Raw genomic sequence first — 18,826 nt, 5'->3', positions numbered from 1 at the left:
ATGGGCTCCAGGGAAAATGCTTGGAGCCCGGACCCTCATGGCCCGGGCGCGTTAGCTCACAGGCCGAGTTCGGCGCGCACCGCTTCCCAGTTGTCGCGGACCATCAGGGTGCCGGTGGTTTCGGTATTGGCGGGCGGCTGCTCGCCCTCGGTAATCCAGGCATAGAGATCTTCCGCCGTCTGGCGGCCATGCATGGTGGAGCTCACCGCCACGGTGCCATGGAAGCCGGTCGGGTTTTCGCGCGAGAACTCGGCGAAGGCGGCGCCCGAACCGTTGATCCCCACGCCGATCACGTCTTCGGCCTTGAGGCCGTACTGCTCGCTGGCCCGCACGCCGCCGAGCACGCTCTCCTCGTTGAGCGCGTAGATGATCCAGTGTTCGAAGTCGCCGTTCTTGGAGATCACCGGCGAGGCAGCCGAGAAGGCGCTGCTGGTATCGGTGTTCTGTTGCGGCGCATCGAGGATATTGTCCTCGGGGAATCCCCACTCGAGCAGTGCATCGGTGGCACCGTCGGTGCGCTCCTTGGCGGTGGGCAGTTCGTAGTTGGTGATCCGCAGCGCGGCGACTTCCTGCGGATCCCAGCCACGCGCCTCCATCTCGGCCGCGAGGGCCTCGCCAACCTGCTGACCGATCTTGTAGCCGGACATCCCCAGGTGAGGCACCTCTTCGATGGGTTCGCCATCACTGCCCACGAAGCGATCGTCGACGGTGACCACCTTCATCCCGTACTGATTGGCACGGTTCATGATCGCCGGGCCCAAGCGTACGTCCGGCGGGCAGATGACGAAGCCCTGGGCCCCCTGGGAATTGAGGTTGTCGATGGCGCTGAGAACTTGCTGGCCGTCTTCGCCCGCCAGCCTCACCACTTCGAAGCCCATCTCCTCGCCGAGCTCGGTCGCGGCACGCTGTTCGTTGATGAACCAGGCTTGCTCGGGCTTCTTGACGATGAATCCCATCTTGACCTCATCCTGCGCTTGAGCGCTGCCCAAAGATGCAAACGCCACCGCAGCGCCGAGCGCCAGGCGTGAGAAAGCGGAAGTGAATGGCATGATCTTCTCCTGTCGGCTTCGAACCGGGGATTGTTGTTGTCGGCAACGCTACGATTACCGTTTCGGGTTGCACGGCCTACATTAGCCACAAGGTTCTATAACCGACCAATGTCAAAATTGGCGATTTTTGATATATTTTTTGTTATCAGAACAGCGAGAGGAGCGCTGCCGTGAGGATCCTGGATGACGACTGGTTTCTACGCGTGCGACTAAAGTTGCGCCATCTACAGCTGTTCCAGGCACTCGACGAGCAGCGCAACCTGCACCGCGCCGCCGAGGCGCTGGGCATGAGCCAGCCCGCCGCCTCCAAGCTGCTCGGCGACCTGGAAGCCCGACTGGGCGTGAGGCTCTTCGAGCGCCATGCCCGAGGCCTGACGCCCAACTGGTACGGCGAGGTGCTGGTGCGTCACGCCCACAGCATGCTGTTCGAGCTGCAGCATACCGGCAACGAGCTCGCCGCCCTCCGGGCGGGCAATGCCGGGACAGTGACGGTGGGCACGGTGATGGCCCCGGCCGTGACGCTGCTGACCAGCGCCATCGAGCGCGTGCATCGCGACCGCCCCGGTCTCAAGGTCAGCGTCGAGGTGGGGGTCAGCAAGGCCCTGATCCCGCGCCTGCTGGAGGGCGAGCTGGACTTCGCCATCACCCGCGTCCCGGCGGGCTTTCCGATGGAACGGTTCGTGTTCGAGGAGATCGGCGAGGAAGATATCTGCTTCGTGTGCCGGGAAGGTCATCCCCTGACGGGGCGCTCTCCCCTGACTCTGGAGGACATGGCGGCCTATCCGTGGTCGCTTCAGCCTCCCGGTGCCCTGATGCGCCAGCGGGTCGACAGCCTGTTTCTTCACCACGGGGTATCGCCCCCGGCACGGATCGTCGACACCCCGGACGTGCTGGTATCCCTGGCACTGGTCGACAAGTCGGACACCATCACCGCCACCACCCGCGAGGTGGCAGGCCTGCTATGTGCACCGCAGCGCTTCCGCATCCTGCCCTTGCAGGATGCGCTCAGCGTACAGCCCTACGGCCTGGTGAGCCTGCGCGATCAGCGGCTGTCACCGGGGGCCGCGGCGCTGATGACCACCCTGCGCGAGCTCGTCGCCCACCAGCGCTACCGCGAGGCTGGCTGAGCCGCTACTCGATGAAGGGCTCGGTGGCCTCGCGACGCCCGTAGAGGAAGGCATCCGCGACATGGCGCAGCGGCGCGACATCGACATCGGAGACACGGCCGGCGACCAGTTCGGCGAAACGGGCATACAACCCGACGTATTCCCGCTCCTCGGCCTCGAGCACGACCTGCCCGTCGACGACCAGGCGGCTGCCGCCGTGGGTCAAGCTCAGCCGGCCATCCTCGGTATCGACATGGATATCCCAGGTCTGGGGACCAGTCTGACGGAAGTCGAAAGCTGCCTGGATCGGCGTCTCCTGCGCATCGCTGAAGGCCAGCTCGGCAGCAATCGGCGTCTGACAGTTGCTCGGTACGGCAAGCCTCGCTGAACGCAGAAAGAACGGTTGCGGCAAAATCTCGGTGACGATGGACAGGGCGTTGATTCCCGGATCGAAGACCCCCATGCCACCGGGCTCCCAGATCCATGCCTGGCCCGGGTGCCAGACCCGCACGTCTTCCTTCCACTCGATCTCGATGCGATGAATGTCTCGTTCGGCCAGCCACTCCCGTGCCTGGGCCACACCGGGAGCGAAGCGTGAATGCCAGGCCGCAAACATCGGGCAGCCCCGCCGCTCGGCCAGCGCCATGAGATCCTCGACCTCGCTCAGCGTGGCACCAGGCGGCTTTTCCAACAGCACCGCCTTGCCATGCTCCAAGGCGAGCCGCGCCTGGGAGTGGCGCAGATGCGTCGGCGTGCAAATCGCCACCGCCTGCAAATCCGGCACACCATCGAGCATGGCCGCCAGTGAGTCATAGCCGTCGATACCTTCCAAGCGGGCATACGGATCGGCGGTCGCTACCAAGCGAAAGTCAGGACTGGAGTCAATGGCCGGCAGGTGCTGGTCACGAGCGATCTTGCCAACACCCACCAGGCCGATATCGATGCTACTCATATGGATAGCCTGTCGTTGTGGTGAGAGGGGCATTCTGAGGCCAAGTCATGGCCTGCGTAAAACGCGACACTACCAAAGTATATGTTAAACATGGTTGTCATATGTTAAACATTAAGAAGCATTCAAACGACGTCAACCGACACGATCGCCAGGGGTGCTGTCGTTCATGCCGATGACGCCCTTTCAACTACCATGAGGAAATCACGCCATGCGCTTGATTCAATGCGAATATCAGCACCAGGTTCGGGCCGCCCTGGTCGAAAACGAGCAACAGGTCAGGCTGCTCGATGCCGACACCTACACCCTGGCACGGCGCGCTATCGCTGCCGGCCGGTCGCTCAACGAGGTCGTCGAGGCCGCCCTCACCGAGACGCGGCTCGACTACCAGCAGCTGGTCGACGAACGCCGCCTGCTGCCGCCGCTGACCCATCCCGATCCGGCCCATTGTCTCGTCACCGGCACCGGCCTGACCCACCTGGGCAGCGCCGACACCCGTTCGGCGATGCACGCCAAGGCCCAGGTCAGTGAGGCCGAATTGACCGACTCCATGCGCATGTTCAGGCTCGGTGTGGAAGGCGGCAAGCCTCAGGACGGCAAGCCCGGCGCCCAGCCGGAGTGGTTCTACAAGGGGGATGGCGACTGTATCGTGGCGCCCGAGGCCGAGCTCCCGGTGCCCGCCTTCGCCGAGGACGCCGGCGAGGAGCCGGAGCTGGCCGGCCTCTACGTGATCGGCGACGACGGCACCCCCTGGCGGGTCGGCCACGCCATCGGCAACGAGTTCTCCGACCATGTCACCGAGCGCTTCAACTACCTGTGGCTAGCCCACTCCAAGCTGCGCGCCTGCAGCTTCGGTCCCGAGCTGCTGGTGGGTGAGCTGCCCGACCACCTGGAGGGCACGAGCCGCATCGTCCGCGACGGCGCGACGCTGTGGGAGAAGCCGTTTCTGACCGGCGAGGCCAACATGGCCCACAGCCTGGCCAACCTGGAGCATCACCACTTCAAGTATGCCGGCTTCCGGCGCCCCGGCGACGTTCACGTGCACTTCTTCGGCACCGCCACCCTGAGCTTCGCCGATGGCATCCGGACCCGCGACGGTGACCGCTTCGAAATCGACCTGCCCGCCTTCGGGCGGCCACTGCGCAATCCGCTACGTTTTGAACCAGCGACACCGGCTAGCGTCGCGATTCCCTCGCTATAACCCAGCAGGAGCACGATCATGACACTGCAAGGCAAGCTACTCATCGGCCAGCGGGCCGTCAGCGGACACTCACCCCCCATCAACGCCATCGACCCCGCCACCGGGGAGGCCCTCGAACCCGCCTACCCCGGCGGTGGCCAGGCCGAGGTCGAGCTGGCCTGCGAGCTCGCCTGGGCGGCCTTCGACGCCTACCGCGAGACCTCGCTCGACGAGCGGGCGGCCTTCCTCGAGACCATCGCGTCCGAGATCGAGGCGATCGGTGACGAGTTGATCGAGCGCGCCATGGCCGAGACCGGCCTGCCCCGGGCGCGCCTCGAGGGTGAGCGCGGCCGCACCTGCGGCCAGCTGCGCCTGTTTGCCTCCGTGGTGCGCGCCGGCGAGTGGCTCGACGTGCGCCTCGACCCGGCGCTGCCCGAGCGGGCGCCCCTGCCCAGAGTCGACCTGCGCCAGCGCCACATTGCCCTGGGCCCGGTGGCCGTGTTCGGCGCCAGTAACTTCCCGCTGGCCTTCTCGGTGGCCGGCGGCGATACCGCATCAAGCCTAGCCGCCGGCTGCCCGGTGGTGGTCAAGGCCCACTCGGCCCACCCCGGCACCTCCGAACTGGTCGGCCGTGCCGTGCAACAGGCCGTGGCCCAGTGCGGCCTGCCCGAGGGCGTCTTCTCGCTGCTGTTCGGCTCGGGCAACGAGATCGGCCAGGCGCTGGTCGCCGACCCGTGCATCCAGGCGGTGGGCTTCACCGGCTCGCGCTCCGGCGGCACCGCACTGATGCAGACGGCCCAGGCCCGCCCCCAGCCGATCCCGGTGTATGCCGAGATGAGCAGCATCAACCCGGTGTTCCTGCTGCCCGAGGCGTTGGCCGCCCGCGGAAGTGAGATCGCCGAGGGCTTCGTCGCCTCGCTCAATATGGGCGCTGGGCAGTTCTGCACCAACCCCGGCCTGGTGATCGGCGTCAAGGGCGCGGCGCTGGACGCCTTCGTCGCCAGCGCCGGCGAGGCAATCCAGGGCAGTGCCGCCCAGACCATGCTCACCCCGAGCATCCATGGCGCCTACCAGGACGGCGTGGGCGCCCTGGCCGGGCATCCCAAGGTGCGCGAGGTGGCCCGCGGCCAGGAAGGCGACGGCCCCCACCCGTGCCAGGCTGGGCTGTTCGTCGCCGCGGCGAGCGACTTCCTCGCCGACGCGGCGCTGCAGGGCGAGGTATTCGGCGCCACGGCGCTGGTGCTCGAGTGTGCCGACCTCGACGAGATGGCCGCCGTGGCCGAGCAACTGGAGGGCCAGCTCACCGCCACCCTGCAGTTGGACGACGGCGACCTCGACGCCGCCCGAACCCTGCTGCCGACGCTCGAGCGCCGTGCCGGCCGGGTGCTGGCCAACGGCTGGCCCACCGGCGTCGAGGTGTGCCACGCCATGGTCCACGGCGGACCCTTCCCGGCCACCTCGGACAGCCGCAGCACCTCGGTGGGCAGCGCCGCCATCCAGCGCTTCCTGCGCCCGGTGTGCTACCAGAACCTGCCGGAAGGCCTCTTGCCCGAGGCGCTGAAGGACGGCAACCCGCTGGGCGTGAGCCGACTGGTGGACGGCAAGCGCGAGGCCTGAGGAGATCCGATGACACACAACACCACATTCATCCTGCCTGAAGACGCCGACCGCGCCCTGCTGGTCGGCCGCGTATGGCGCGACGCTCGGCAACGATGTCAACCTGCGTGACATCGAGGGACGCAGCGTCCTGCTGTTCCTGGGGACCATGTTCTCGCCGATACAGGACCGCGACGGCGAGGGCCAGGGCTTCAGCCACCATGTGGGCGATACGGTGACCATCGCCACGCCGTCGCTGGGCGCGCTGGTCAACCGCGTCGACCGCGGGGATCGGCTGCCGCCCTGGACCTTCGGCATCCGCCGGTGGCTGGCCCACCAGCAGCGCCACTGAACCCGACCGCCACGCCACGACGAAAAACGGGCCAGGGGAAGAATTCCCCCGGCCCGTTGCCTGGTGACCTGCCGACCGCCACGGCGTGGCGATCGGCCTACCCGATCCCTCAGCCGCGAGACTGGCGGCGGATCGGCGCCTCACCGTCGTCGCGACGGCGACGCGGGGCACGCTCGGGGACACCGTGGTCCTCGCTGATCTCCAGCGGACGGCCGGCCACCCGAGCACGAGCCATCTTGGCCAGGATGCTCGCCGGCAGCGAGCTGGGCAGCTCGACCACCGAGAAGGCGTTGCGGATATCGATGCGACCGATGCGTGCGCCCTCGATGCCGCCCTCGTTGGCGAGTGCACCGACCAGTTGACCCGGCTTGACGCCATCCTTGTGACCCACGGCGACACGATAGCGGGTCATGCCCTCGCTGGGGCCGCTCTCGCGGCGACGCGGCGGCTTGCCGTCGCGGGCAGCGCGGTCGTTGTCGCGACGCGGCGCCTGCAGGCGACCGATCGGCGCCTCGTCGGCACGAGCCATGGCGGCGAAGGCGCAGGCCAGCTCGATGGGGTCGTGCCCCTCCTCGACCAGGCGCTCGACCAGGGCATTCTGTTCCTCGGCGCCCTTGGTCAGGGAGGCGACCACGCGCTGGTGGAAGATCTCGTCGCGATGGGCACGGATGGCGGCCTCGTCGGGCAGCGGCATCTCGCTCAGCTTCTGGCCGGTGGCCTGCTCGAGCCAGCCTACCTTGCGCCCCTCGCGGAAGCCGACGAAGGTGATCGCCACGCCGGTGCGGCCGGCACGGCCGGTACGCCCGATGCGGTGAGTATAGGCCTCGGCGTCCTGGGGCAGGTCGTAGTTGATAACGTGGGTGATGCGCGGTACGTCGAGGCCGCGGGCGGCCACGTCGGTGGCGATCAGCACATCGACCTTGCCACGCTTGAGGCGCGTGATGGTGCGCTCGCGCAGGCTCTGGTCGAGATCACCGGAGAGGCTTGCCACGTTGACGCCACGGGCCGAGAGCTGCTCCATCAGGGTGGTGCAGGCGGCCCGGGTGCGCACGAAGACGATGGCGCCGTCGACGGGCTCGACCTCGAGGATACGCGACAGCGCCTCCAGTTTGGCGCCACCGTCGACACGCACCATGCGCTGGTCGATGCTCGCAGCGGTGCCGACCCGGGCCTCGATGGCCACCTTGACCGGGTCGACCAGGTAGCGATTGACGATGCGCTCGATCTCGGACGGCAGGGTGGCGGAGAAGAACACCCGCTGGGCATCCTTGGGCGTATCGGCGACCACCCGCTTGACGTCGTCGATGAAGCCCATGCGCAGCATCTCGTCGGCCTCGTCCAGCACCAGGGCGGAGAGACCGTCGAGCTTGAGGCTGCCGCGATCCAGGTGATCGATCACCCGGCCGGGGGTGCCCACCACCACCTGGGCGCCGCGCTTCAGCGCGCCGAGCTGCTCGCGGTACTCCTGGCCACCACACAGGGTCGCCACTTCCAGGCCCTTGAGGTTCTGGCCGTACTTGCTGAACGATACGGCCACCTGCTGGGCCAGTTCACGGGTCGGCGCCAGCACCAGCACCTGGGGCTCGCGGCGGTCGAGCTCGAGGCGCGACAGGATCGGCAGCGCGAAGGCAGCGGTCTTGCCAGTGCCGGTCTGGGCCTGGCCCAGCATGTCACGGCCTTCCAGCAGCGCCGGAATGGTCTGCATCTGGATCGGCGAAGGGATCTCGTAGCCCAGGGTTTCGACGGCAGAGAGAACGGCAGGCAGCAGGGCCAGATCGCCGAAGCTCGGCGAAGCGACAGAAGTCGAGGTCATCAATCACACCTTGGTAGGCCGGCGATGGCCGGCAAATCACATTGAGGCATCCCCGACGCAAGCAAACGGTCGGGCGCACTGCGCCTGTCACGGGGCCGTCATGGCCAGAGGGCAGAGCGAGTCACGGTATCGGGGACGCCGGTCGCACCTGGCATCCGGTTCGCGCCTCGAGGGCTGGCGAACCGCTAAGGCGACCTTTCTGCGCCGATGTCGCCAGACTGGCGGCATCTGGTTGGCGCTCCATCTTCACATCTCGGACACTGGCGGTAGATGACCGCAGGTCTCGGTGATTCGGCTCGGGCACTCGGCTCAGGCGAATCGTCATGATGGCGGGGTCAGCACATGCGAGGAGCGCGCATGCTACCATCGGCACTCAGCGCTGGCCAGCCTTTTCGAGGATGGCGTTCATCGCGCCCCTTGGTCCCCCTTCCCTGCCAGGAGTTTGCCATGCCGAGTCTCTGGGTCGACGCCGATGCCTGCCCCAGGGTGGCGCGCGAGATCATCGTGCGCGCCGCCGAGCGCACCGCCACGCCGACCTGGTTCGTGGCCAACCATGCCATACCGCTGCCGCCCTCGAAGTGGGTCAAGGCGCTCGCGGTGAGCCATGGCTTCGATGCCGCCGATCACGAGATCGTCGCGCGGCTGGTCGCCGGCGACCTGCTGATCACCTCGGACCTGCCGCTGGCCATGGAGGCGATCGAGAAGGGGGCCGCGGTGATGACCACCCGCGGCGAGATGCTCGACCGGAGCAACATCCGGGCAAGGGTCCAGATGCGGGACTTCATGGAGACCCTGCGCGCCAGCGGCGAACACACCGGCGGCCCCAAGGGCTATGCTGACACCGACCGCCGCGAGTTCGCCAATGCGCTGGATCGCTGGCTGGCGAAGAACGCCTGATCCATGACGCATCTGCACCCTGGGTCCAGATGCGACTGACACAAGACCTGCATGGAGACCCTGCGCGCCAGCGGCGAGCACACCGGCGGCCCCAAGGGCTATGCCGACACCGACCGTCGCGAGTTCGCCAATGCGCTGGATCGCTGGCTGGCGAGGCAGCGGTAATCTGGTTCTTCGCCAAGTGGCATCAACTTTCCCCGTGGGAGCTCGGGTTCCCCGGGCGAATGGCGCCGCAGGCGCCCTGGCGGTGTCATTGATGCTCGGCGCATACCGCCAAGGAGTCCTTCGGCCTCCATTCGCCGGGCAAAGCCCAGCTCCCACAACGGGCATACCAGATTGCCATGCCCCTACTCCTGCCAAATTCCCCGGCCCGGCAGTCGCTCGCGGTCGTGGGGCCGATCGAGGTCGAGCCGCGGCCCCACGGGCACGATGCGCGTCGGGTTGATGCCGTCGTGGCTGTAGTAGTAGTGGCGCTTGATGTGGTCCAGGTTCACCGTCTCCTTGATGCCCGGCCACTGATAGAGTTCGCGCAGGTAGTTCGACAGGTTCGGGTAGTCCTCGATGCGCCTCAGGTTGCACTTGAAGTGACCGTGGTAGACCGCATCGAAGCGGATCAGGGTGGTGAACAGTCGGATGTCGGCCTCGGTCAGCCACTCGCCGGCCAGGTAACGGCTCTCGGCCAGTCGCGACTCCATCCGGTCCAGCGCCTCGAACAGCGCCACCACATGCTTCTCGTAGACGGCCTGCTCGGTGGCGAAGCCCGACTTGTAGACGCCGTTGTTGATGTGGTCGTAGACATCGGCGTTGACCGCATCGATGGTCCGGCGCAGGTCCTGCGGGTAGAAATCGAGCCGATTGCCGGTCAAGCCGTCGAAGGCGTCGTTGAAGATCCGCAGCAGATCCGCGGACTCGTTGTTGACGATGCGGCCTTCGCGCCTGTCCCACAGTGCCGGCACCGTGACACGCCCGGTGTAGTGTGGGTCGGTCAGGGTGTAGAGCTGGCGATGGTAGTCGACGCCGTTGACCGGGTCGCCACTGGAGCCCTCGCTCGTTTCATAGGTCCAGCCCTGGTCGAGCATCAGCGGGCTGACGTGGGAGACGCCGACCAGGTCGTCCAGCCCCTTGAGGCGGCGCAGGATCAGGGTGCGGTGGGCCCAGGGGCAGGCCAGGGAGACATAGAGATGATAGCGCCCGGCCTCGGCGGGCAGCCCCGGCTGGCCATCCGGCCCCGGGCCGCCATCGGCGGTGATCCAGTCGCGCAGCTGGGCGGATTCGCGCACGAACTCGCCGCCGTGCTTGCGGGTGTCGTACCACTGGTCATGCCAGACGCCGTCGATCAACAGGCCCATGATGTCCTCTCGTCAGTCAACAGGGATTTACACCAGAGCCTAAAGCGATTCCATCGAATCTCAAGCGCATCCTTTGCGACAGTTCATTCGACCATATCGAATGGTTCGACCTCCGAGCAGATCGCCACCCCCTGCTGGAGGGCATTGGCCATGGCGTGGGTCGCCGGTCCCGCCCTGTCCCGGTCGCGATGGATGAGCTGAACGGGTATCTCACGGATACCACCGGCGGTGAGTGGCAACGGCTTCAGTCGGCCTTCGTTCAGGGCGCCGAGGATGCGCGTCTCCGGCACCCAGGCGAAGCCCAGGCCGCGCTCGAGCATGTCGATGGAGGAGTGCAGATGGCTCAGGGTCCAGCGCTGCTCGGCCTTCAGCCAGCCGGAATCCATCGACTGCCGCAGCGCCGAGTCACGCACCACCAGTTGCCGATACTGGACCAGGTCGCGCAGGTCGAGCGGGCGCGCCAGCCGGTGCAGCGCGTGGTCCGGATGCGCCACGGCGATGAAACGTACCGTGACCAGCGGCTCGCCCAGGAAACCCTGGGCGGCGATCCCCGAGACCACCAGGTCGGCGCTGCCGTCATAGAGCATCTCGATCCCCCCGTTGAGCACCGTCTCGTGCAGTTGTACCCGCACATGGGGGAATTCCTGCGAGAAGGTCTCCAGGGCACGGGCCAGGGCATCGGGCGGGAAGACCTGGTCGACGGCCAGCACCACCTCGGCCTCAAGCCCCTCCGCCAGGCGCACCGCCACGTCTTCCAGCGAGGCGGCGCTCTCGATCAGCTGGCGCGCACGGCGCAGCAGCATCTCGCCCGCCTCGGTCAGGCGCACTTGCCGTCCCACCGGCTCGAGCACCCGCACGCCGAGCTGCTCCTCCAGCTTGTGCACCGCATGATTGAGGGTCGAGGGACTCTTGTGGATGGCCTCGGCGGCCCGGGCGAAGCCGCCATGGTCGACCACCGCGGCCAGCATCTGCCATTGGGTCAGGGTGACTCGTGACATTTCGATTTCCTCGAAAACTCAAAGCGAAACATTGCGCTTAATTTTCGAAAAATCCGACCTAAAATGCCAGTCAAACCTTGCAAGAATGGAGATATCCCATGGCTTCCACCAGTACACTGCGTCGGGTCGAGCAGCAGCAGCGCAGCCACCCCAGCCAGGACGGCGACGGGGTCAGGATCCAGCGGATCCATGACTTCGGCGGCGGGCTGGACCCCTACCTGATGCTCGACGAACTGGGCTCGGATCGCCCCGACGACTACATCGGTGGCTTCCCGCCCCATCCCCATCGCGGCATCCAGACCCTGACCTACGTGATCCACGGCGGACTGACCCACGAGGATCACCTGGGTCACTCGAGCACCATTCGCGCCGGCGATGCCCAGTGGATGCACACCGGACGTGGCATCATCCACTCGGAGATGCCTCTCACCGACAGCCAGGGCCTGCACGCTTTCCAGTTGTGGCTGAACCTGCCGGCCCGGGACAAGCTGAGCCCGGCCACCTACCGGGACGTGCGCTCGGCCGAGATGCCCCGCCTCGCCGGCCAGGGTGCCGAGCTGATCGCCCTCGGCGGGCGCTGGCAGAGCACCGGCGGCGAGCGGGTCGAAGGCCCACTCGATGCCCTGGCCGGCGACGGGGCCGTGGCCCATGTGCGCCTGGAATCGGGCGGCGACCTGACGCTCGAGGCGGATGCCCCTACCCTGCTGGTCTACGTCTTCGACGGCAGCCTGAACGTCGGCGAGACCGTCGTGCCCCGCGGCCAGCTGGCCCGGCTGGGCGGCGGCGACCGGCTGTCGCTGGGCAGCACCGAAGGCGGCCAGGCCCTGTTGCTGGCCGGCCATCCACACCGGGAACCGATCGCCCATTACGGGCCTTTCGTGATGAACGAGCACGCCGAGCTGGAACAGGCCCTGCGCGACTATCGCGATGGCACCCTGACCGGCCCCTGAGGCAATCCGATCGAGGTAGGGGTTGATTTTCCCCGCGTCATCGGCTCCAATGAAGAATTAGTAAACAGCGTTCGCATTGCACAAGCCGATCCCTCCCAACCGTGGATCGGCCCTCTACTGTATGCACATACAGACTAGGCACGCCATACATCATGGGTTATGGTTCTGATGCCTATTTTTATTCTATTCATTATTCATTGGCCTCTACCCATGTTGCGAATCCTCCATTCGCTGCCCCGCACGCACAAGCTGTTACTGTTACCCGTTGCCACCATGGTCACAGTGCTGGGCGCACAGAAAATCGTCACCTCCTTCCAGGATGTCCAGCGTGAAAACCAGCCGCTCGACACCGTTCTCGTCCCCCTCGACCCCGACACTCAACCCGGCCTTCCCTCGCTGAGCTTCGACCGCAGCCCAGTGGCCGACGCCATCGAGATGGCATCGCTGGCCCTCGATGCCACCCGCGAGCATGTCCCGCTATCGCGTCTCACCGCCTCCGAAGTCGTCGAGGTCGATTTCGTCACCGCCGCCGAGAGCACCGAGAATCAGGGGGTGCCACTGGCGCTGGCCAGCGTCGAACACGAGGCCCCGGAGCCGGCCGATAACGCCCCGGCCGCCGGCCCGATGCTCGATGATGGTGCGCTGCACATGGCGGTCGTGATCGGCACCCTCTCCAGCGGCATGCTCGATCATGACGAGACCCTGGTCGCCGATGCCACCTCCTATGAAGAGGTCTCCGAAGAGGAACTGATCCTGTTCGGCGATGGCCCGGTTTTCCTCGAGGAAGAGATCGCCGCCAGCGAGCCCTACGTGCCCGAATGGGAGACCTATACGGTACAGCAGGGCGACACCTTTGCGGTCATGGCCCAGGACCACCTGGGGCTGGGCTACAGCGAAGTGCTGGGCCTGCTCGAGGCGCTACCCGACCAGAACGTGCTGACCCGCTGGCGGGCCGGCAACAGCTTCGAGTATCAGCTCGACGAGGAAGGCAAGTTGCTGACCCTGCGGGTGATGCGCAATGCCCGCAATGGCTTCTTCATCGAGCGGGAGGAAGATGGTTTCGAGGTCGCCACCATCGAACGCGCCGGGGAAGCCACCCAGCGCCTGTTCGCCGGCACCGTCAGCGGCAGCTTCGCCCGATCGGCCCAGGCGACCGGCCTCTCCAGCTCGGAGGTCAGCCAGCTCTCCCGCCTGCTGGAGAAGAAACTGGACTTTCGCCGCGACACCCGTCGCGGCGATCGTTTTCAGGTGCTGGTCGAGTCCGATATCGTCGACGGCCAGAGCCTCGACTCCCGGGTGCTGGCGGTGCAGTACGATGGGGCCCGCATGGACCTGACCGTGGTGCGCAACAGCGCCGACAGCAATTTCTACACCCCGGAAGGCGAGAGCCTCGACCCGGCCTTCAACCGCTACCCCTTCGAGGGCAGTTACCGCCTCAGCTCCAACTTCAATCCGCGGCGCAAGCACCCGGTCACCGGACGCATCAGCCCGCACCGCGGCACCGACTTCGCCATGCCCATCGGCACCCCGGTCCAGGCGCCGGCAGACGGCCAGGTGGAGAAGGTGGGCAACCACCCGCTGGCCGGCCGCTACGTGGTGGTACGCCACGACAACGGCTACCGCACCCGCTACCTGCACCTGTCACGCCCCTTGGTCAGCCGCGGCGACCGCGTGTCCATGGGCGAGCGCATCGCGCTCTCCGGCAACACCGGCCGCAGTACCGGGCCGCACCTGCACTACGAAGTGATCGTCAACAACAACCAGGTCGATGCCATGAAGGTCGACCTGCCGGAGAACCAGAGCCTGTCCGGCGATGCCCTGCTGGCCTTCCAGCGCGATGCCGAGCCCCTGCTGGCCGCCCTGCAGAGCGGCGAGACCGGCACCGTGGTCGCCCGCGCGCAACAGCCCGAAGCGAGCGACGACGACGACGAGGGCTGAGCTCTCGCCATCCGAGCCCCACCCAGCGCCCCGCCCACGAGCGGGGTGCTGGCCTTCCGGGGGATGACACATCCCCTCGCCGGCCAGGTAGACTGAACGGGTTGCACGGACCGGAGTCCCCGCTTGTCCTCGCCCCATATGCGCCGCGCCGTCCCCGCCCCACCCACCAATGGCAACCGCCTGAGCGCCTTCTTCGGTGTCTTCCGCTACAGCCACCGGGCGCTCGCGCTGGTATGGCAGACCTCCCGCTCACTGACCCTGGGGCTCGCGCTCTGCACCCTGGTCGCCGGGGTGCTGCCGGCGGTGGCGGCCTGGCTCGGCCAGCTGATCGTCGATGCCGTGGTGGCCGCCATGGCCCAGCATGGTGAGACGGGCAGCGTCGCGTGGTGGCCAGTGCTGCGCTACGTGCTGGCCGAGGCAGGGGTGATTGCCGCCATCGCCCTGGCCCAGCGCGGGCTCTCGGCCCAGCAGTCGCTGCTGCGAGCCCTGCTCGGCCAGAAGGTCAACGTGATGATCCTGGAGAAGGCCGGCACCCTCACGCTCGCCCAGTTCGAGGACTCGGAGTTCTACGACAAGCTGACCCGGGCCCGCCGCGAGGCCTCGATCCGTCCGCTGGGGCTGGTCAACAAGACCTTCTCGCTCGCGCAGAACGCCATCTCCCTGGTCAGCTTCGGCGTGCTGCTGGTGCAGTTCTCGCCCTGGGCGATCCTGATCCTGGTGATCGGGGCCCTGCCGGTGTTCGTCTCCGAGGCCAAGTTCTCCGGCGATGCCTTCCGGCTGTTCCGCTGGCGCTCGCCCCAGACCCGCATGCAGATGTACCTGGAGACGGTGCTGGCCCGGGAAGACAGCATCAAGGAGGTCAAGCTGTTCGGCCTCGAGCCGCTGCTGCTCGACCGTTACCGCAGGATCTTCGACACCCTCTACGGCGAGGATCGCCGCCTGACGCTGCGCCGCGAGACCTGGGGCTTCCTGCTCGGCCTGCTGGGTACCCTGGCCTTCTACGGCGCCTACGCCTGGGTGGTGGTGGAGACCGTGACCGGCCAGCTGACACTCGGCGAGATGACCATGTACCTGATGGTCTTCAAGCAGGGCCAGGCAGCGCTCTCGGCGAGCCTCACCTCGATCAGCGGCATGTACGAGGACAACCTCTATCTCTCCAATCTCTACGAGTACCTGGAGCAACCGGTGGACGCCGAGACCGGCACCCGCACCGCCGGCGCCCGACCCGGAGACGGCATCCGCTTCGAGAACGTGAGCTTCACCTACCCCGGCGCCGAGACACCGGCGCTGTCGGGCATCTCGCTGCACCTCAGGCCCGGCGACAGCCTGGCCCTGGTCGGCGCCAACGGCTCCGGCAAGACCACCCTGATCAAGCTGCTCACCCGGCTCTACGCGCCGAGCGAGGGGCGCATCCTGCTCGACGGCAGCGACCTGCGCGACTGGGACGTGCAGGCACTGCGCCGGCGCACCGGGGTGATCTTCCAGGACTTCGTCCGCTACCAGCTCAAGGTCGGTGAGAACCTCGGCGCCGGCGACGTGACCGCCTTCGCCGACGAGGCGCGCTGGCAGGAGGCTGCCCGGCGCGGCCTGGCCGACGACTTCATTGCCGACATGCCCGGGGGCTACCACACCCAGCTCGGGCGCTGGTTCAAGGGCGGCCAGGAGCTCTCCGGTGGCCAGTGGCAGAAGATCGCCCTGTCGCGGGCCTACATGCGCGAGAGCGCCGACATCCTGGTACTCGACGAGCCCACCGCGGCCATGGACGCCGCCGCCGAGGCCGCGGTGTTCACCGACTTCCGCGAACACCGGCACGACAAGATGACCATCCTGATCTCCCATCGCTTCTCCACTGTGCGCGCCGCCGACCAGATCCTGGTGGTCGAGGGCGGCAGGATCCTCGAGCAGGGCGACCACGACAGCCTGATGGCGGCCGATGGTCGCTATGCACGGCTGTTCCGGCTGCAGGCCAAGGGCTATCGGTGACGCCTATAGCACCAGCGGCCGATCCAGCGCCTGCAGCAGGGCCTCGTCGCGCTGGTAGATATCGGGGCGGAAGGCCAGCTCGCCGTCCTCGTTGGCATGCACCGTCCAGTAGTGCAGGATCAGCGGGACAGGCTCCGCCAGTGGCACGTTGCGGGTCTGGCCGGCGTCGATCAGCGCCTCGATGTCACGGCCGCTGTCGGTGTCGTCGAACAGCAGCTGGGCGAACTCCAGCACCCCCTGCACCCGGATGCAGCCGGAGCTGAAGGCGCGCTGCTCGCGGGCGAACAGCCCCTGGGCGGGGGTGTCGTGGAGATAGACCAGGTGGTCGTTGGGGAAGCGGATCGCCACCCGCCCCAGGGCATTCTGCGGCCCTGCCGCCTGGCGCAGCATGATATTGCCGGGCCGCTCCCAGTCGACCTCCCAGGGGTCGAGGGGCTCACCCGAGGGGCTCAGCACCTGGATCCTTTCCCGCCACAGGTAGCCGAGGTCCTGGCGTATCGCCGGCAGCACGTCCTCGCGCAGGATGGTGGGCGGAATCGTCCAGGTCGGGTTGACGGTCAGGTGGGTGATCTCGGAGCGCAGCGAGGGAGTGCGCCGGTAGGGCCGTCCCACCACGATGCGCGAGCGCCAGATCTCGCCGTCGGGGCGGAAGTAGCTGATCTGGTAGCCGGCGATGTCCACCAGCACGAAGGCGTCGGGCAAGCCGTGCAGCAACCAGCGGGCCCGCTCGAGATTGAGGCGAATCTGGTCGATGCGCTCGTCCACCGGCACGTTGAGGGCCGCCCGGGTCCGCGCCCCGACGATGCCGTCCGCCTCCAGCAGGTGGCGCCGCTGGAAGCGCCGCACCGCCGCTGCCAGCCCCTCGTCATAGCGGCGCGGGTCCGGGGCAGCCCGCTCGGCACCGGGGAAAGCGGCCGTGTCCGCGGCCATCACCTCCAGTTCGCCGATCACCGCCAGACGCTCGCGCAGCATCACCACGTCGTCGTCGAGGTCACCCGGGCGCAGCGCCCGATCCCGGGCCGGCAACCTCGGCCAGCCACCGAGCCGCTCGATGTTGCGATAGCGGGCCAGGCCGGTTCGTAACCGCTCATAGGGCGCATAGGCGGGGCGCACCTCGGCGAAGGCCTGCTCGAAGCGCTGGGCATCCACCGCCCGGGAGAGCGCTGCCAGGTCCAGCGCCGGGGCGACGATCGGGATTTCCCAGTCGGGATCGATGTCACGAGGATCCAGCTTGCCGCGCTGCAGATGCCGCAGGGCGGTCAGCAGTACCCGGCTGGCATGCAGGTCGAAGCGCGCCTGCCGCTCCAGACCGCCCGCCTCCCCATGGGCCTGGCGATACCCCGCCACCAGGGCATCCGGCCGGTAATCCCCGGGTGTCAGTCCATCGCCGCCCAGGGTATGCAACGCTGCGGCGAAGGCGGCCACCGTCCGGGAGTCCTCCCAGGCCGGGCGCTGTCCGCGCACCGCATAGAAGGCCTGCAGCTCATCGCCCGCTTCGGCCAGCCGCGCGGTAATGGCAGCGGCGAGCGGTGACGTCGCCGCTTCCTCCCCCTGCCCCACGGCCGGGCCCGCCAGCATGAGCAGCGTCAGCAGCACGGAAACGAGGAAGGTCCTGCATGTACGAGCGTTCATCGTCCCTACCTCCTGCGTTGATGGAGGCGCCTGGTCATCCCGATCCTCATGATCATAATAGTGCCAGACCGGGGGGCTCAGGGAAGCAGCCCCCCTTCCTTGTGCCAGAACGACCGCCACGGGTATCCCATGACGCGACTCCTGCTTCCCCTGATGACCGGCTCGCTGCTGGTCAGCCTGCCCGCCGCCGCCGACTTCCTCGCCCAGGCGCTGCACCCCGACCAGTTCCGTGCCCCGCCCCTGGAGCACACCCTGGCCCGGCTGGCACCCAAGGCCGACCCCCGAGTATTGCAACTGGCCGCCAGCGCCCTGGACTGCGCCGCCCCGGACGCCGGTCGCCTGGCGGTGATCGACTACTCCCTGCCCTCCACCGAGCCGCGTCTCTGGGTATTCGACCTCGACCGGGGCGAACTGATGTTCGAGGAACGGGTCGCCCATGGCCAGGGCTCCGGCGATGCCGAGGCCACGCTGTTCTCCAACACCCCGGAGAGCCACCAGTCGAGCCTGGGACTGTTCCGCACCATGAACAGCTACTACGGTCGCAACGGCTACTCGTTGCGGCTGGAAGGCTTGGAACCGGGCATCAATGACCTGGCCTACCAGCGCGCCATCGTGATTCACGGTGCCGACTACGTCAGCGAGGCCTTCATCCAGCAGACGGGCCGGCTGGGGCGTAGCCACGGCTGCCCGGCGGTGCGCCAGGACGTGACCTACCCGCTGATCGACAGCCTCAAGGAGGATCACTACCTGTTCGCCTACTACCCCGACCCGGAGTGGCTGGCGAGCTCCGCCTTCTTCAGTTGCGAGACTGACGAAAGCCGACTGACCATGCGCTGAACCACCTGGCCGGCAGGCACCAAGGCGGGGCATCACGGCGCCGCATGCTCCCTATTGCAGCGCAACAGAGCTTGCCCGCCTCCCCAGATCGATCGCCGCTTCTAGCATAACCAACTGAAAAACCAGCAATACGAGGAAACTGGCAAATACCTTGCTTTGGACATGCCAGATAATGGTTGGCGTGGACCAGGCTCCCT

15 protein-coding genes and 1 pseudogene are annotated in these 18,826 nt (G+C 67.3%); 10 read left to right on the top strand and 6 right to left on the bottom strand.

Annotated features, from left to right (window positions below; translation table 11 throughout):
* Positions 1 to 56: 56 nt before the first annotated feature.
* The gene (locus CR157_RS10270) at positions 57 to 1,049 is read right to left on the bottom strand and encodes an arabinose ABC transporter substrate-binding protein (RefSeq protein WP_110283416.1); all 993 of its coding nucleotides are present in this window, start codon (positions 1,047 to 1,049) and stop codon (positions 57 to 59) included.
* A gap of 170 nt (positions 1,050 to 1,219) precedes the next feature.
* On the opposite strand from CR157_RS10270, the gene CR157_RS10265 reads away from it, so the two are divergent.
* Positions 1,220 to 2,176 carry a LysR substrate-binding domain-containing protein gene (locus tag CR157_RS10265; RefSeq protein ID WP_110283415.1) on the top strand — a complete coding sequence of 319 codons (957 nt, stop codon included), beginning with the start codon at positions 1,220 to 1,222 and terminating at the stop codon, positions 2,174 to 2,176.
* A 4-nt stretch (positions 2,177 to 2,180) separates the two neighbouring features.
* On the opposite strand, the gene CR157_RS10260 is transcribed toward CR157_RS10265, so the two are convergent.
* Positions 2,181 to 3,107: a Gfo/Idh/MocA family protein gene (locus CR157_RS10260; RefSeq protein WP_110283414.1), complete on the bottom strand. Its 927-nt coding sequence runs from the start codon at positions 3,105 to 3,107 to the stop codon at positions 2,181 to 2,183.
* A gap of 208 nt (positions 3,108 to 3,315) precedes the next feature.
* Between CR157_RS10260 and araD1 the strand changes: the two genes are divergently transcribed.
* From araD1 to CR157_RS10245, 3 genes and pseudogenes are all read left to right on the top strand, one after another.
* A complete protein-coding gene (gene araD1 / locus CR157_RS10255; protein WP_110283413.1) occupies positions 3,316 to 4,305 on the top strand; it encodes an AraD1 family protein in 990 nt (329 codons plus the stop codon).
* A gap of 18 nt (positions 4,306 to 4,323) precedes the next feature.
* Positions 4,324 to 5,901 carry an aldehyde dehydrogenase (NADP(+)) gene (locus CR157_RS10250; RefSeq protein ID WP_110283412.1) on the top strand — a complete coding sequence of 526 codons (1,578 nt, stop codon included), beginning with the start codon at positions 4,324 to 4,326 and terminating at the stop codon, positions 5,899 to 5,901.
* Between the two features lie 130 nt (positions 5,902 to 6,031).
* Positions 6,032 to 6,232 (top strand): annotated as a pseudogene (locus tag CR157_RS10245) (fumarylacetoacetate hydrolase); the annotation flags it as partial.
* A 109-nt stretch (positions 6,233 to 6,341) separates the two neighbouring features.
* Here CR157_RS10245 and CR157_RS10240 read toward each other — a convergent pair.
* Positions 6,342 to 8,045, bottom strand: a complete 1,704-nt coding sequence (locus CR157_RS10240) for a DEAD/DEAH box helicase (RefSeq protein WP_110283411.1) — start codon at positions 8,043 to 8,045, stop codon at positions 6,342 to 6,344.
* Positions 8,046 to 8,492: 447 nt separating this feature from the next.
* Here CR157_RS10240 and CR157_RS10235 point away from each other — a divergent pair, with 447 nt between their 5' ends.
* The gene (locus tag CR157_RS10235) at positions 8,493 to 8,942 is read left to right on the top strand and encodes a YaiI/YqxD family protein (RefSeq protein ID WP_110283410.1); all 450 of its coding nucleotides are present in this window, start codon (positions 8,493 to 8,495) and stop codon (positions 8,940 to 8,942) included.
* A 51-nt stretch (positions 8,943 to 8,993) separates the two neighbouring features.
* Complete coding sequence (locus tag CR157_RS10230; RefSeq protein WP_373681016.1) at positions 8,994 to 9,107, top strand: DUF188 domain-containing protein; 114 nt, start codon at positions 8,994 to 8,996, stop codon at positions 9,105 to 9,107.
* 182 nt (positions 9,108 to 9,289) lie between these two features.
* On the opposite strand, the gene CR157_RS10225 is transcribed toward CR157_RS10230, so the two are convergent.
* A complete protein-coding gene (locus CR157_RS10225; RefSeq protein ID WP_110283409.1) occupies positions 9,290 to 10,291 on the bottom strand; it encodes a glutathione S-transferase family protein in 1,002 nt (333 codons plus the stop codon).
* Positions 10,292 to 10,374: 83 nt separating this feature from the next.
* Positions 10,375 to 11,289 carry a LysR family transcriptional regulator gene (locus tag CR157_RS10220; protein WP_110283408.1) on the bottom strand — a complete coding sequence of 305 codons (915 nt, stop codon included), beginning with the start codon at positions 11,287 to 11,289 and terminating at the stop codon, positions 10,375 to 10,377.
* Positions 11,290 to 11,387: 98 nt separating this feature from the next.
* Here CR157_RS10220 and CR157_RS10215 point away from each other — a divergent pair, with 98 nt between their 5' ends.
* From CR157_RS10215 to CR157_RS10205, 3 genes are all read left to right on the top strand, one after another.
* Positions 11,388 to 12,239 (top strand): pirin family protein, encoded by an 852-nt coding sequence (locus tag CR157_RS10215; protein ID WP_110283407.1) that lies wholly within the window; start codon positions 11,388 to 11,390, stop codon positions 12,237 to 12,239.
* Between the two features lie 210 nt (positions 12,240 to 12,449).
* Entirely contained in the window at positions 12,450 to 14,177 is a 1,728-nt protein-coding gene (locus CR157_RS10210) for a peptidoglycan DD-metalloendopeptidase family protein (protein ID WP_110283406.1), read from the top strand.
* 138 nt (positions 14,178 to 14,315) lie between these two features.
* Positions 14,316 to 16,160, top strand: a complete 1,845-nt coding sequence (locus tag CR157_RS10205) for an ABC transporter ATP-binding protein (protein ID WP_110283405.1) — start codon at positions 14,316 to 14,318, stop codon at positions 16,158 to 16,160.
* Positions 16,161 to 16,163: 3 nt separating this feature from the next.
* On the opposite strand, the gene CR157_RS10200 is transcribed toward CR157_RS10205, so the two are convergent.
* Complete coding sequence (locus CR157_RS10200) at positions 16,164 to 17,792, bottom strand: L,D-transpeptidase family protein (RefSeq protein ID WP_258364130.1); 1,629 nt, start codon at positions 17,790 to 17,792, stop codon at positions 16,164 to 16,166.
* 129 nt (positions 17,793 to 17,921) lie between these two features.
* On the opposite strand from CR157_RS10200, the gene CR157_RS10195 reads away from it, so the two are divergent.
* Positions 17,922 to 18,629: a murein L,D-transpeptidase catalytic domain family protein gene (locus tag CR157_RS10195; protein WP_110283404.1), complete on the top strand. Its 708-nt coding sequence runs from the start codon at positions 17,922 to 17,924 to the stop codon at positions 18,627 to 18,629.
* The last annotated feature ends 197 nt before the right edge of the window (positions 18,630 to 18,826 follow it).

Origin of the sequence: Halomonas sp. LBP4, assembly GCF_003202205.1 — a bacterium.
GTDB classification, from domain to species: Bacteria; Pseudomonadota; Gammaproteobacteria; order Pseudomonadales; family Halomonadaceae; genus Halomonas; species Halomonas flagellata.
The sequence above is the reverse complement of the archived record's forward strand: the minus strand, read 5'-3'. Positions and strand labels throughout refer to the sequence as shown.